Source organism: Rheinheimera sp. A13L (assembly GCF_000217935.1).
In the GTDB taxonomy this organism is placed as follows: domain Bacteria; phylum Pseudomonadota; class Gammaproteobacteria; order Enterobacterales; family Alteromonadaceae; genus Pararheinheimera.
Map to the genome: position 1 here is coordinate 19,962 of NZ_AFHI01000025.1, position 15,640 is coordinate 35,601.

Annotated in this window: 11 protein-coding genes and 2 tRNA genes; 10 read left to right on the plus strand and 3 right to left on the minus strand. The window is 44.0% G+C overall.

All coding sequences use genetic code 11. The features are described from left to right. Positions 1-44 precede the first annotated feature (44 nt). From RHEIN_RS13920 to gpt, 4 genes are all read left to right on the plus strand, one after another. Complete coding sequence (locus RHEIN_RS13920) at positions 45-1,661, plus strand: methyl-accepting chemotaxis protein (RefSeq protein ID WP_008899614.1); 1,617 nt, start codon at positions 45-47, stop codon at positions 1,659-1,661. Between the two features lie 142 nt (positions 1,662-1,803). Next, complete coding sequence (locus RHEIN_RS13925; protein WP_008899615.1) at positions 1,804-3,006, plus strand: phosphopentomutase; 1,203 nt, start codon at positions 1,804-1,806, stop codon at positions 3,004-3,006. 13 nt (positions 3,007-3,019) lie between these two features. Further along, positions 3,020-3,724: a purine-nucleoside phosphorylase gene (gene deoD, locus RHEIN_RS13930; protein WP_008899616.1), complete on the plus strand. Its 705-nt coding sequence runs from the start codon at positions 3,020-3,022 to the stop codon at positions 3,722-3,724. A gap of 9 nt (positions 3,725-3,733) precedes the next feature. Beyond that, positions 3,734-4,207, plus strand: coding sequence for a xanthine phosphoribosyltransferase (gene gpt / locus RHEIN_RS13935; RefSeq protein WP_008899617.1), 474 nt, complete (start codon positions 3,734-3,736; stop codon positions 4,205-4,207). A gap of 50 nt (positions 4,208-4,257) precedes the next feature. Here gpt and RHEIN_RS13940 read toward each other — a convergent pair whose 3' ends face one another. The 3 genes from RHEIN_RS13940 to RHEIN_RS13950 form a co-directional block, all read right to left on the minus strand. Continuing rightward, positions 4,258-5,148, minus strand: a complete 891-nt coding sequence (locus tag RHEIN_RS13940) for a hypothetical protein (protein WP_008899618.1) — start codon at positions 5,146-5,148, stop codon at positions 4,258-4,260. Positions 5,149-5,401: 253 nt separating this feature from the next. Then, positions 5,402-6,586: an endonuclease/exonuclease/phosphatase family protein gene (locus RHEIN_RS13945; RefSeq protein ID WP_237704369.1), complete on the minus strand. Its 1,185-nt coding sequence runs from the start codon at positions 6,584-6,586 to the stop codon at positions 5,402-5,404. A gap of 157 nt (positions 6,587-6,743) precedes the next feature. Further along, the gene (locus tag RHEIN_RS13950; protein WP_008899620.1) at positions 6,744-9,938 is read right to left on the minus strand and encodes a TonB-dependent receptor; all 3,195 of its coding nucleotides are present in this window, start codon (positions 9,936-9,938) and stop codon (positions 6,744-6,746) included. Between the two features lie 259 nt (positions 9,939-10,197). Between RHEIN_RS13950 and udk the strand changes: the two genes are divergently transcribed. The 6 genes from udk (at position 10,198) to RHEIN_RS13980 (ending at position 15,543) form a co-directional block, all read left to right on the plus strand. Then, positions 10,198-10,830 (plus strand): uridine kinase, encoded by a 633-nt coding sequence (gene udk, locus RHEIN_RS13955; RefSeq protein WP_008899621.1) that lies wholly within the window; start codon positions 10,198-10,200, stop codon positions 10,828-10,830. A 300-nt stretch (positions 10,831-11,130) separates the two neighbouring features. Continuing rightward, positions 11,131-12,345 carry a NupC/NupG family nucleoside CNT transporter gene (locus RHEIN_RS13960; protein WP_008899622.1) on the plus strand — a complete coding sequence of 405 codons (1,215 nt, stop codon included), beginning with the start codon at positions 11,131-11,133 and terminating at the stop codon, positions 12,343-12,345. A 23-nt stretch (positions 12,346-12,368) separates the two neighbouring features. Next, positions 12,369-13,322, plus strand: a complete 954-nt coding sequence (locus RHEIN_RS13965; protein ID WP_008899623.1) for an isopenicillin N synthase family dioxygenase — start codon at positions 12,369-12,371, stop codon at positions 13,320-13,322. Between the two features lie 203 nt (positions 13,323-13,525). Continuing rightward, positions 13,526-13,610 (plus strand) — tRNA-Leu (locus RHEIN_RS13970). A 29-nt stretch (positions 13,611-13,639) separates the two neighbouring features. Next, positions 13,640-13,724, plus strand: a tRNA-Leu gene (locus RHEIN_RS13975). Between the two features lie 187 nt (positions 13,725-13,911). Further along, positions 13,912-15,543, plus strand: a complete 1,632-nt coding sequence (locus tag RHEIN_RS13980) for a methyl-accepting chemotaxis protein (protein WP_008899624.1) — start codon at positions 13,912-13,914, stop codon at positions 15,541-15,543. Positions 15,544-15,640: the final 97 nt, after the last annotated feature.

The window sequence follows — 15,640 nt, forward strand, 5'->3', positions numbered from 1 at the left end:
TATCAATACTTAGTAAAATGTTCATCCTGTCATAAGGACCCTTTATGAACCTGCACAGTATCAGAGTGAAAAGCACTTTACCTATGCTTATTCTGGCTTTGACCTTGTTGATTGTGGTTTCCATGTTCAGTTATTTATCTGGTCTGCAGAAGAGCGCCTTGGCGGTTCAGGCGGATAATTTTCTGCAAGCTATCTCCGTTGTTTTAAATGCGGATCGTGACTTATATCAGGCCAAACTGGCTTCTATTATGCACCTGACTAAACAAGGCGACAGCTCCATACTGGAAGCTGAAGTGGAAGAAAATGCCCTACAGGTGAAACAACGTTTTAATGAGTATTTGCAATTGTTAAAAGATTATCCTGACGTCAAACAACAGTTTTCTGGCTTTGAGCAGGACTATCAGAAGTGGTATCAAAGTGCTGTTGCTTTGCTGAACGCCAGTAAAAGTGGCAGTGCAGCGGCAGATTTAATAGCTGAAGAGCAACATCAGTTTAGCGCTTTGCGTACTGTATTGGATAAAGCGGGCGAAGCGGCGCTGGCTAAATCTGTCAGCGAACAACAAGATTTAACTGCCGAAATCAGTTTTTTCCAGAATACGACCTACCTTGTTACCCTTATCATATTGCTGGTAGCTGGCTGGTTTAGTTACAGCGTGCCTAAGTCGTTGACCACACAAATTAATACACTAACAGCTCGTTTATCGGAAATTGCCTCAGGTGATGGTGATTTAACAGCCCGGCTGGATACTAATTCTCAGGATGAATTTGCCGCTTTAGCAGGCCAGTTTAATGGTTTTGTAGCCAACTTATGCCAACTGATAGCCTCAGTGCTGCAGCAGGCGGCACAGCTGAGCAAACTGACACAAGTTTTGTCAGAGTCAGCTATTAAAACCAATGATATTACCCGTTCACTCAATGTGGCGTCCGATTCTATTGTCAGTGCAGTGCATGAGATGACGCTGGCGAATAAAGAAATGGCGCAAGTCGCCACTGATTCGGCTCATGAAGCGGACGAAGCTAAAATCAATGCCGAGCGTGGTTTGGTGGTGGTGAATAGCGTGACTCAGAGTATGGCGAGTTTAACCAAAGACGTAGACAAAGCTCTGGCCTGTTCAGGTGAATTGGAAAACAGTTCTGAAAACATTGCCTCAGTGCTGGACGTGATACGAGGTATTGCCGAACAAACCAACCTGTTGGCTTTAAACGCCGCCATTGAAGCGGCCCGCGCTGGTGAGCAAGGTCGTGGTTTTGCTGTGGTGGCCGATGAAGTTCGTACTTTAGCCTCAAGAACTCAGCAAAGCACCAATCATATTCAGGAAATGATCCAGGCCCTGCAAAGTCGTGTTAATGAGGCTGCAACGGCCATCAGCAGTGGTAAAACCAATGCTGATCTGACCGTCAGTAGTTTTTCTCAGGCCGAGCAGGTGTTTCGTCAGTTACAGCAGTCTTCGATTAAAGTGAATGATATGGCCACTCAAACTGCAGCTGCTACTGAGGAGCAGGCGCTGGTGTCTGAGGAAATCACTAAAAACCTCTATGCTTTGCATGATCAGGCCAGTGCAGCTGGTGACATTGCCAAAGATAACGATCGTTTATCCAATGAAATCCGCCTGTTGTCTGATACCTTGTTTGGTTTAGTAGGTAAATTCAAAATCAGTTAGCAGAATGTAAAATATGGGATTGCCAAAGGGCACGTTTTTGCATAAGCTGCGTGCCCTTTTTAATTTTTGCCACTTGTGGCTGGCTGTACCGAACCTCATGATCATTTTATATGCTGAGGCTTGATGTAATAGGTAGGTAAGTATGTCAAAGGCAGTAATTTTAGTAATGGACAGCTTTGGAATAGGCAGTGCACCCGATGCTGATAAATTCGGTGATGTCGGTGCCAATACTTTTGCCAGCATCAGTAAAGCGTTTTTTCAGGCCAAAGGCCGTCAGCTGCAATTACCTAATCTGGCCAGTTTAGGTTTAGTCAAAGCAGGTTTTGCAGCCAGTGGTGAAATGGCATTGGTAGAGGATAACCCAACTTTGCTTGGCAGCTATGGTTATGCCCGCGAACTATCCAGCGGCAAAGATACACCCAGTGGTCACTGGGAAATTGCTGGTGTGCCTGTGCTGTTTGACTGGGGCTATTTCCACGACAAACAAAACAGCTTTCCTGTTGAACTGATTGACGAGCTGGTGCGTCGCACTGGTGTGCCGGGTATTCTGGGTAACTGCCATGCTTCAGGCACAGACATTCTGGTCAAGCTGGGCGACGAGCATATTAAAACCGGTAAACCTATTTGTTATACCTCGGCTGACAGTGTATTTCAGGTGGCTGCTCATGAAGAACATTTTGGTTTAGAAAAGCTGTTGCAGTTCTGTGAAACCGCTCGTGAGCTTTTAGACAGTTACAATATTGGCCGGGTGATTGCCCGTCCTTTCCTCGGTACAACGGCAAATAATTACGCCCGCACAGGCAACAGAAAAGATTATTCAGTGTTGCCTCCGGCTCCTACTGTATTGGATACACTGACTCAGTCTGGTGGGACAGTCATCAGCATTGGGAAAATTGCAGACATTTATGCACATAAGGGCATCAGCAAAGAAGTGAAAGCCAATGGTCTTGCTGCTTTGGTTGATACAACGCTGGCAGAAATGGCGATAGCACCAGATCGTAGTTTGGTCTTTACCAATCTGGTCGACTTTGATCAAAACTATGGTCATCGCCGCGACCCTATAGGTTACGGTGAAGCACTGGAGTATTTCGACTGTCGTTTGCCGGAAATTATGGCGGCACTGGACGAAGATGCTGTGTTGTTACTGACTGCTGATCACGGTTGTGACCCAACCTGGCCAGGCACCGAGCATACCCGCGAATATGTACCAGTGCTGTTTTATGGCAAAAACCGCATTGCCAAAGATTTAGGCGAAAGAGCAAGTTTCGCTGATATGGGCCAAACCATGGCCGAGTATTTTCATTTAGCGGCCATGCCTTATGGCCAATCCTTTTTAGCTTCTTAATTCAGAGTAACTCATGGCAACTCCTCATATTAATGCGCCAGAAGGCGCTTTTGCAGAAACCGTATTAATGCCTGGCGACCCGCTGCGCGCAAAACATATTGCCGACACCTTTTTGCAGGATGTTGAGTGTGTGAACACAGTACGTAATATGTTTGGTTATACTGGTACTTATCAGGGCAAAAAAGTCAGCGTATTAGGCTCAGGTATGGGCATTCCATCTATGTCGATTTATGCCACTGAACTGGTCAAGTTTTATGGTGTAAAAAACATTATTCGTATTGGCTCCTGTGGTGGTTTGCCACTGGACGTAAAAGTACGTGATGTAGTGATAGCTATGGGCGCCAGTACAGATTCTAATGTGAACCGTAACCGTTTAGGCGGCGGCCTGGATTTTGCTGCTTTAGCTGATTATGGTCTACTGGAGCGGGCAGTAGCAGCAGCCCGGGCTAAAAACATAGATGTGAAAGTAGGTAACTTATTTACCTCTGATTTATTCTACAACCCGGATCCAACTTTGTTTGATCGTCTGGAAAAGTACGGCGTTTTAGGCGTTGAAATGGAAGCTGCTGGTTTATATGGTGTTGCTGCAGAATTTGGTATTAAAGCATTGGCCATTATGACCGTCAGTGACCATATTCGTACTGGCGAAGCTTTAAGTGCTGAACTGCGTCAGACCTCTTTTAATGAGATGGTTGAAATCGCATTGGCTCTGGTTTAAGGAACTGTTATGTCACTGACCACTAACAAAATGTTTTATGTGTCATGGGAAGCCTTTCACAGAGCAACTAAAGAACTGGCAAAAGGCTTACTAAAGCGTGATTTTGACAGCATAGTTGCGGTCAGCCGTGGTGGTTTGGTACCTGCAGCTATTCTGGCGCGTGAGCTGGATATTCGTGTAGTAGACAGCATTTGTGTATCCAGCTACGACCATGATCAGCAACGTGAATTAAAAGTGTTGAAAGATGCGGCTTTGGCCGACAGCCCACGTTTATTGATAGTGGATGATTTGGTCGATACAGGTGAAACAGCCAAAGCGCTGCGGGAACATTTTCCAACAGCTTGTTTTGTCACTGTGTATGCCAAACCTCAGGGTAAACCGCTGGTGGATCACTACGTGACAGACATTGAACAGGACACCTGGATCCAGCTGCCATGGGATATGGAGCTTGCTTACAGCGCGCCACTGGCTGAGCAGAAGTAATAAAATATAGTTAAGCAAGAGGCCAATCACTGGTCTCTTGCTTTTTCAAGTTACAGTGTTTTTAGCTTCAGAATGCTGGAATCAATCCCCTCTATCAGGGTTTGAATATAAACGTCTCTGATTTGCTGTTCGTGAAGTATCGGTAGACCGTCTGCATAGTCTGATTCAGCGAATTCTTCTTTGTAATATCCTGGAGTCTTACGTAGTCCATTCCAATACTCACACCTGACAACGTACTCGTAAGGTCCGCAAGAAACCATATATACGTTACTGTGGACATAGTGAATTGCTTCATTCTTCATACGTTCAAGAGCTGTTGCGTATTCTTTAGCTCTTGATGATATATATGCTTTTGAAACTCTTTCTTGTAAAAATTGTTCAGTGTAAATAGCAATTGCCAAGCTCGACACCATCATATAAATTTTGGTGTTCATAAAAAATTGGCTATTGTAACTTTTAGAGAAAACCCTGTGGGTTGTAAGTTTATGGCTGTCGCTAACCAGGTTGGATAACATGACATGATCGAAAATTCCGAGTTTGGCACTTTCATGATAATTGTTTAATGACAGATTTAATGCTTCAAGCAAAGCCTGTGATTCATGAGTATCAGCATTGATAATGGCATCTCTAATGACTTGTCGGATTTGCTGAAGTGCAGTTTCACTTAACGCGCCCGAGTTATTACTCCCGAAACCGAATATGGCGCTCATTAGCACTGAAGTTAAACGACCCTGAACTTTCGATAGAATCTTACTTTTCAAATTATCTAAAATATTATTAGCGAATTGCTCAGGAGTTATTGGCGTAAATGCTTGTGCTGATACATTACTGGTTTGCATAGTCAGTTGGCTACTAGGATCGATGACTTGTGCTGATACATTGCTCGCATGCACCAAACCCGCCAGTACCGCAATTACGCTGAGTTTCTTAAAAGTTTTCATGGTACCGTTTCCTTGTGATCATAAAAATACTCAGCTGTAATCTAATGGAACGCTGGATGCAAAATCAATACAAATGTTTTTTTTGTGTTTAATTATTTTGAAATAATTGTGTGATTTGACGCGGTGGTTTTTGCTGTTACCAACATTTACTAATTTGACTGCACTATTAACTGAGGGCTTCTTGATAGGGCGATTGCAGCCAGAGACGACACTAAGGCTGCATACGATGCCGAATTCGAGTATGTGGCTTATGTTACTTGGTTAATTTAAGTTTTACCCAAACTAAACGATGATCAGAGCTTGCCGCACGATCCGCCACCAGTTCATAAAATGGCTGACCAGCCGCTGGCCAGAACACGCCGCTGGACAACACTTTAAAACCTGCTTTGGAAGGCAATACATAATCCGCTCTCATCCGCCAGCCTGCTGTATGAGTGGTACCATAAGGGCTTTGAGGGCTATGCGCTTTACCGCCGGCACTTTGTGGCGTGAAGCTGCTGTTGACTCTTGGGTGCATCAGCAAATTACCAATACCTTCTTTATAAGCGTTTCCTTCTACAGGGGATGAGTTTAAATCCCCCAACACAACAAAACGCTTATCTTTGGCCAAGCCACCTTTTTGCCCTCTGTCATCATAGATATACCCCGCTTTTTCAGGGCTCAGATAATCAGTCCAAAATCGTACTTCGTCATGGTTGCGTTTACCGTTTCTGTCTTCTTCGCCATCAAACACAGGTGGAGTAGGGTGGCTGATCAGCAAGTGCACAGGTTTTTTATTCACCAGTACAGGTACATCCCAATGAGCCTTTGATGAAAGAGGCATTAATTGCCAGGCGTCCGGACTATACCAGGGCGAGCCATCAGCTTTTGTCGTTTGCAAAGCACCTGGCATATCTTTCCATTTAAAGTACTGGAAGCTTCTTACTTTACTGCTGTCTATCGGGAATTTTGATAACAACATCATGCCGTATTGGCCTGGGTACTGACCAAAACCCCAGGCATCAGCGCCTTTATTGGTCAGTTTGCCGTCATTGTCCAAATCAAAACCGCTGGGTTGGCCTGTATTGACTGTACTGTAGTAAAAATACGGATAATCAATGGTTTTACCATCAGCATTTTGCGCTTTATTTAAATAATTGCGGATAAATAACTGTACCCCGGCCGCAGGGTCTTCGATGTAATCAAACTCATTCAGTAGCAGGATATCCGGCTGATTTTGCTGAATAATGGCCGCTATATTTTTGATCTGTGGATGCTTTCCTTCAGCGAGCAGAGTACTCAATACCTGTGGACTTCCTGCAACGCCTTTCGCCAGATAATTCTCAGATTCCATACTGACATTAAAAGTTGCGATGGTTATTTGGTCTGACGCCATTAATACTCCATGATAAAAGATGAAAGTGATGGCTAATACTCTGCGTAATAAAGTGAGTTTCACATTTTGCTCCATGTTTCGGGTTGGGGCCTGACTTCAGAGCCAAGCAACACAACCGATCTGGTTTGCATCATAAAAAAAACCGACGGTAAGAACCATCGGTTTTTCAGGTTAGTTCTACAAAATTCAGTCGTTAAGACTTATTTTGAATAACTATGTCTTAGAAGCGATATTTTACGCCCATTACAACTTCCCACAGAGAACCAACCTGGAAGACTGATTCAGCAGCGTTTTGTGGTGACACGTTATTAATGGTGTAAGTACCATCATCATTCATTTCTGCATCAACAACTGAGGCAGAGTTGAAAGGACCACGACGTTGCACGCCCCAATCACTATTCAGCATATTGCCCAGATTTTTGATAACAAAAAATGCGTTAGCAGAATGGCCTTCCGCGAATCCAGGTAACTCCTGATCCACTTTAAAGTCAACACGGGTATACCAGCTAGACTCGCCTGCGTTACGAGGCACAATCTTACCACGGTATTTTTCTAAACCTGCGTCTGAAATAAATTGGTCAAAAGCTGCTTCCACATCGGCTGATGCAAATACAACGTCATTGCCGTACTGTTCTAATGTTGGAACGTACATCAGTGAACGATAGTCAGCTAAGTCTGTGCCAGGCTGGAAGTTGTCAAAGGTGTATGAGAAGTTACGGCCTGCTTTGCGGTTTGCAAACAATGAGAATCTTGTGTCATAACCACCGATCAGCTCTGCAGTGTAACGCAGGCTTAATGTAAAGTTATGTGGTATCTCATAGTTTGACGTTGCAACACCAGGATCATTCTGATCAGATACAGAAATGTTAGTGAAGTTTGAGTATGCTACAGAGCTTGTCATTGGGTTGTAGTCTTTAGATTTGTTATAAGCATAACCAATCTGAGCATCCAAACCAAAGTCGTACTCTTTTTTCGCTGCAATAGAGATAGTTGTAGAACTACCATGTTCTGGAGCATTGGTCAGCAATAAATCACTGTAGCGGCTGTTACGAGTGACGTTGCGGCCTCGGCTATCTACACCTAAAACTTCTTTTGCATAAATAGGGCGTCCATCAATGGTATCTTCACCAGTATCAAAACTACTTAAGTCAACGATAGTAGCTGAGTCTTGTTTTTGGCTGTAAAGAATGTCGGCTGAGAAAATATATTCATTCTCAGTTTCATAGGTTGCACCAATGTTGTATTTCCACTCTGAAGGCATTTCAAAGTTAGGATCTACAGCATTTGTTGATGGTTCTTCACCTAAAAGTGGATTGTTGGCCGTAACCTGATCGACCATAGATTGCAATGGGTCATAAATGGCCTGGCCATTGCCTGATTTCGCTGCGTCCAGAATGTTGACATCAGGTCTGTATGAGTCGATGTTGGTAATACCGTCATTTGAATAGCTGTTAGACAACCAGACATTTGGATTACCACCTGAATACAGGCCTATACCACCACGTACTTCAAAGCTTTCATTGACTGCCCAGTTGAAACCAAAACGAGGCTGGAATAAATCTTTACCATCGAAAGTTGCCTGGTTACTGATGCCGTAACGATCTTCAAACAATTCGTTGTATTTAGGAGTATCACTGCTGCTGATCCAGTCATAACGAACACCAAACATCAATGTCAGGTCGTCCATGACCCATTTATCTTGTGCATAAACGGCATGGGTTGTGTAAGAGAAGTTGGCCGCAGCATCGATTGGATTATTTGTGCCAGCTGAGTTGTTGTAATACACGTCATCCGCTATGCCCAGCTCGTAATCGTCAAGACCACTGGCTCCACCAACAGTATTGCGATTGCGGTCACCACCAAAACGGTATTCACCGATAGTGTGTTGCATAAACAAGTTATACACATCTAAACTTTCACTTTCATAACCACCAGTGATGGTGTGGTCATCTAAATAATAAGTACCGGCAAGTTTGATGGTATCGTTAGTCCAATCCATTTCGTTAGATTGACGAGAGTCATCTGGACCAATGAATATAGTGCCACCATTTTCTAAAGATGAGATCTGAACTTCGCCAAAACCACTTGCAGCGTCAATAGAACGTTGTAAGTTCTCTAATTTTGTATGACCTAAACGTAATTCAGTGGAGAAGTTTTCTGTCCAGTCTGAATACAAGGATACAACGGCAGAATCAAGAGTTGCGCCCTTTTTGTAGAAGTGGTTCGACAGTGCCAGGTTTTCACTCGAATCGTCAGACTGATCGATTTCAAAACCATCATTGTAGTTGTAGACCAATGAAGCACGGTGGGCATCATTGATGTTCCAGTCCAACTTCATTAACAGCTTTTCGTCTTCAACAGGTGCTGACGCTGGCAAGCCGCCTGCATCATAACCGTAGACGTCACGGGAAATCTGAATAGCTCTGTTAACTTCGTCCATTGTTACTGAGCCGTTTTGAAGGGCTTCATAACTAAAAATTTGTGCGCCTTCCAGCTTTTCGTAAGACACAAAACCAAAGAGTTTGTCTTCAACTAAAGGAAAGCCTACGTTAATACCGTAACGTTTTACGTCATAACTACCTAAATCGAACTTGTCGTCACCAGCTTCATCACCACGAAGTGAATCGTTAGTGTAATCATAGAAAACACCGCCATGAACCTCGTTTGTTCCTGATTTTGTTACGGCGTTGATGTTACAGCCAGTAAAACCGCCGTATTGCACATCAAATGGTGCCAGCTCTACTGCAACCTGGTCGATAGCATCAAATGAGAATGGCATACGGGTTGTAGGGTAACCGTTGTTATTTAAACCGAAGCTGTCGTTCATCCGAACACCATCAACAGTCAGGCTACTAAAACGAGGGTGGCTACCGGCACAGATAATGGATTCAGAGCCATTGTCTTCAGAAATAGAAATACGAGGGTCAATTCTGACTAAATCTTTCAGGTCACGGTCAGCCGACGGTGCACTTTCAATATCATCCAGGTTAAATACAGAGCTCGGACTAGTGTTGCCAAATTCGCTGGATGCCAGTTGTGAACCAGTGACTGTGATAGTCTCAATGTTTTGTGCTTTCAGCGTTAAATTGATGTTGTAAGCTTCACCCAGGTTTAAAAAAACTTTTTCAACAGTGGTGTCCTGGAACTCCTGAGAATCAATAATGACTTTATAAGGGCCACCAACACGAAGACCTTTGGCTGAAAACGAGCCGTTTTGTCCGACAGTTGCACTTTTTGATGTGCCTGAAGGTTCGTGGATGATTGTCACTGTTGTGCCTGCAGCTGGTGCACCTGCTGGAGTCATAATACGACCAGTGATATTTGATGATGTTTCCTGAGCCTGCAAAGGCGCAATGACACCCAAAGTAGCCGCAACTGCAAACGCAATTTGACTGAGTTTTAGTTTATTTGCCATGGTTCATTCCTGAAGTTTTTGTTTTAAATTAAGTTATTAACATGTCGCATTTAGGCTCTGAAATAGAGTTCCTTAAGCTCTGAAATACATGTATGTGTACAGTTTACAGTCTAATTATTAAAAAATCATGACAAAATAGTAGCTTCAGGAAAGTTCATTAAAATCGTGTATTTTTTTGTGAAATCAGATAATAAATTTTGTCCTTCATGCCAAATCGTAGATAATCTGCAGCATTCGCGTTTTTATGAGGTAACTGTAATTGCCAAAAAGTACCATTATTGCTATTGCCGGCGCCTCGGCCTCTGGTAAAAGTTTGTTTGCATCTACTGTGTATCAGGAACTGGTTGCTGAATTGGGTGGCGAGCGCATCGCTGTATTGGCTGAAGATGCCTATTACAGAGACCAGGCGCATTTGTCTTTTGATCAGCGCACCTTAACCAACTACGATCATCCTGCCGCTTTTGAGCATGAATTACTGGCATCACATCTACAGCAGTTAAAAGATGGCAAGTCTGTATCTATGCCGCAGTACTGTTATAAAACTCATACCCGTAAAGCTGAAACTATTACTGTGCATCCGGCGAAGGTGGTGCTAGTGGAAGGTATTTTATTACTGACCGACGATAAATTACGTCAGCAGTTTAATATTACCGTCTTTATGGATACGCCTTTGGATGTTTGTTTGTTACGTCGTATTAAACGCGATATGGAAGACAGAGGCCGTAGTCTGAGTTCTATTACAGAACAATACGAAAACTACGTACGCCCTGCATTTTTTGAGTTTATTAACCCATCCAAACAATACGCCGATTTAGTTGTGACCCGAGGTGGCAAAAACGAAATTGCGATTGATATTATCAAGACCAAAATTCGCCAGTTACTACAGGAATAACCACAAGATTTACAATGAGTAGCAACGGCCAGGCATCAGTTTTGGCCGTCGCTTTCATCCATATTCCTGTTGCAACATTTGCTTTGCAAGCTTTTCAATTCTGTTATAATCGCCCGGCAAAACGTCAAGTTTAGACAACCCCAGAACAGCAACTCCAGGTGTTTAAAACCAGTACTGGTTACGAACACCCCCGCTCGGAAACTGTAACTACTTGATCTTTTGATGCTATTCTAGGATTTGGCATCACAAGAACAATAAATCTGCGCCTTCATGGCCGGACCCTATATCCAAGGAATAACTATGATGAGTTTGGTTGGCATTCTTGCCATCTTAGTAACTGCGTATTTGGCTTCGGCCAACAGAAACCGCATCAAATGGCGTACCGTAGTTGGTGCTTTTGTGATCCAGTTGGCGATTGGTGCTTTTGTACTTTATGTGCCTTTTGGTAAAGATGTGCTTTTAAGCATTTCAGGCTTTGTCGGCAATATTATTTCTTACGCTCAGTCCGGTATCATCTTTTTGTTTGGTGATGCAGGCGCTCAGAAATATGGCTTTGTATTTGCCATTCATGTGCTGACGGTCATTATCTTCTTCTCTTCTTTAATAGCTGTGCTGTATCACATTGGTGTGATGCGCATCATCATCACCGTATTAGGTGGGGGTTTGCAAAAGCTATTAGGGACCAGTCGTCCTGAATCTATGAGTGCTGCAGCCAATATCTTTGTTGGTCAGACAGAAGCGCCGCTGGTTGTTCGTCCTTTTATTCCAACCATGACCCGTTCTGAATTATTTGCGGTGATGGTAGGTGGCTTATCGTCAGTGGCAGGTTCTGTTTTGGCAGGTTATGCCGGTATGGGCATTGAACTGAAGTATCTGATCGCCGCCAGTTTTATGGCTGCACCGGGCGGATTGCTGATGGCAAAACTGTTATTGCCAGAAACCGAAGCTCCAAAAAATGATTTAACTGACATTGGTATGATGGAACAAAATACCAATGTGATTGACGCTGCCGCTTCAGGTGCTGCCAGTGGTTTGCAACTGGCATTAAATGTTGGCGCTATGTTGCTGGCTTTTGTTGGTTTGATCGCATTGGTGAACGGCTTAATCGGCTGGGTTGGCACTTTAGTTGGATTTGAAGGTTTAACCCTGCAGTTGATCTTCGGCTATATTTTCCAACCACTGGCATTCATCTTAGGTGTGTCATGGGAAGAAGCCCGTCTGGCAGGTAGCTTTATCGGCCAGAAATTAGTGATCAACGAGTTTGTGGCTTACCTGGATTTTATCCAGTATGTCAAAGCCGGACAGTTGAGTGAACACACACAAATTATCGTGACTATCGCTTTATGCGGTTTTGCAAACTTCTCATCGATTGCCATTCTGTTAGGTGGCTTAGGAGTGATGGCTCCGAATCGTCGGTCAGATATTGCAGAGCTGGGTTTGAAAGCTCTATTAGCTGCCACTCTGGCTAACCTGATGAGTGCGGCAATAGCAGGCTTTTTCTTTTCGTTAAGTTAAACATAGATACATAGGTTGCAACTATGACTCAACAACAAGTCCCTACGTTGGACATCAGACGGTTTGCCACCGACAAAGACACCTTTGTCGCCGAGATTGGCAAGGCCTACACTGAGTTTGGATTCTGTGGCATTAGTGGTCACGGTATCCCGGATGAAGTTGTGGACAATACCTACAAAGCAATTAAGAAGTTTTTTGCTTTACCGACTGAAGTAAAACAAAAGTACCATGTGCCAGGACAGGGTGGAGCACGTGGTTATACGGGATTTGGTGTTGAAAAGGCCAAAGACAGTAATCATCCGGATTTAAAAGAATTCTTCCACGTTGGCCGCGAGTTATCAGGCCCGGCGCCGCACCCAAGTTTGTATCCAAACCTGTGGCCGTCTGAAGTTGAAGAGTTCAAAGAAGCAACTTACGGTTTGTACTCTGCGCTTGAGAACTTAGGCAATACGGTACTGGAAGCTTTGGCTTTATTCTTAAAGCAGGATCAGACTTATTTTGCAGACAAAGTGAACTATGGCAATTCAATTTTACGCCCAATTCATTATCCGCCTATCCAGGATACTTCGACTCAGTCTATTCGTGCTGGTCAGCATGAAGATATCAACCTGATCACTTTATTGGTGGGGTCGCACGAGTCGGGTCTGGAAATTCTGCGTCGTGATGGCAGCTGGTTACCAGTCACTACTATTGAAGGTACTATAGTAGTTAATATCGGCGATATGTTACAACGCCTGACCAACCACCTGTTACCCTCGACGACTCACCGCGTGGTGAATCCGGCAGGAGCAGCTGCAGGTCAACCCCGTTACTCTATTCCGTTTTTTATGCACCCGAATCCGGATTACGTGATTGAAACTTTGGATAGCTGTATCACAGCAGAACAGCCAAACCGTTACCCTGAACCTATTAATTCAAATGACTACCTGATGCAGCGTTTGGAAGAAATTGGTTTAATTAAAAAAGCCAAGTACTGATAGCACAAGGCTTAGTCTAAGTAAAAGGCGAGCATCAGTTCGCCTTTTACTTTTTGTCTGCTTTTTAATTGGGTATCCGACTCAAAAGCCAACACTTTGTTGAATATTTCAGCAGTGACGGTGAAAACAACTGAAAATTTGCATCAGACAGTTGACGATTGCCCACTTGACGCATAACATGCACGCCGTCAACGACGCTTTGCGCCGCGGTGGTGGAATTGGTAGACACACTAGCTTCAGGTGTTAGCGCTTCACGGCGTGGGGGTTCGAGTCCCCCCCCCGGCACCAAAACTTCGTTGACAGAGACAAATTGAGTTGCCGCGGTGGTGGAATTGGTAGACACACTAGCTTCAGGTGTTAGCGCTTCACGGCGTGGGGGTTCGAGTCCCCCCCCCGGCACCAACTCTCTTAAAATGAATTTCCCTCAGTTTTACAGCCTTACTTTTCTCCAATAAATCTTTAATTTTTTCAGTTCCGCTCTTGAAGGTATTTCTGAACCAATTTTTGTTAATTTTCTGTGCTTGCTATTTTTTATCTTCAGCCTACTCTCAACAAAACAAACATTTACGTCTTGTTGCATAGGTGGTATATGTTAAGAAGTCTGAGCATCAAAACCCGTCTTTTTGCGATAGTTGGTGTAGCCGTGCTGGGGCAACTTCTGGTGTGCTGGTTAGTCCTTTCTGGTTTAAAGCAAAGTATTCTGGAAGAGAAACGCCTCTCCACTCTTTATTTGTCTCAGGTCGCAGTTGCTTTAGTCAATAACTATCACGGTAAAGTAGGCACTGGTGAGTTAGACGAAGCCAAAGCTAAACAACTGGTGTTAGCCGAACTGAAATCCCTTCGCTACAAAGAGAACGACTATTACTTTGTCATCGATCAGCAGGTCACTATGCTGATGCATCCGTTCAGGCCCGATCTGGACGGTAAAAGTGTTGCAGACTTCAAAGATAAGCAAGGCGAACTGTTGTTTCAGAACATGGCTGATGGTGTGGCCGATGATGGTTCACATTCGGTGTTCTACAACTGGCCCAAACCTGGCGCCACTGAAGAAGTGCCCAAAATTAGTCACGTTGAGTTATTTAAGCCCTGGGGTTGGATAGTTGGGACAGGCATTTATATTGATGATGTGGACGCCTCTTTTTATGAGGTTGTCCTACAACTTGCTGCCTTGGTCTTTTTCGTGGTTGGTTTAATGCTGGCGTTAAGCTGGTATGTGACCCGTTCTGTAGTGAAACCCATGACAGATGTGGTTGCTGCTATGCAGGACATTGCCTCAGGCGATGGTGATCTGATGGTAAAACTCAGTTATGACGGTAAAGATGAATTAGCAGCACTGGCGACAGCCTTTAACCTTTTTGTCGGTAAAATCCGCCAGTTGATTACTTCAGTGGGAGTTACCTCGGCAGATGTCAACGAAAGTGCGTTGGATGTGGCCCGTATTTCTCAGCAAATATCTAAAGAGAGTGTACAGCAGCAACAAGAAACCGATATGGTGGCGACAGCTATTACACAAATGAGTTCAGCCATAGCTGAAGTAGCTCAAAGTGCCGAACAAGCGAATCATGAAACAGCTCAGGTTGAAACTCTGGTAGAGCAGGGCATGAAGTTGATGAAAGCCTCAGTTGAGAGTATTCATACTCAAAGTCAGACAATAGAGCAAAGTTCGGTAGTTGCCTCTTCTTTATATACCTCTTCACAAAATATCAGCCATGTATTGAACATCATTAATAAGCTGGCTGATCAGACAAACCTTCTGGCTCTGAATGCGGCCATAGAAGCAGCTCGGGCTGGTGAACATGGTCGGGGTTTTTCTGTGGTTGCAGATGAAGTTCGAACTCTGGCGCACCAAACGCAAAAATCGACTCAGGAAATATCCGGCATTATTGCAGAGTTGCAACAAGGCACTCAGCAAATGACCGCTGCTGTGCAGGAAAGTAAAACTGCTGCAGAACTGAATATCAATCTGGCAGTACAGGTTCAGCAAGCTCTGACTGATATAGCCAATTCAATAACACAAATTTCAGATATGAATGCGCATATAGCAACCGCAGCAGAACAACAAAGTGCTGTAGCCGGCGAAGTTGATCAAAACGTACATACCATCAGTCAGCTAGTGCACCAGACTGCCGGAGCTATTAAAGGCAGCGATCAATCTACCCAACGTTTAACTCAGCTAAGTCAGGATTTAAAAGATCTGGTGAAGCAGTTTAAGGTGCAATAACTGCTTTTTATTCGGTAACCGCTATTTCCGTTAAGAAAACGGGCAAAAAAGTCTCTTTTTTGCCCGTTTTGCTTTTTTTCTGAGCGAACGATCACGG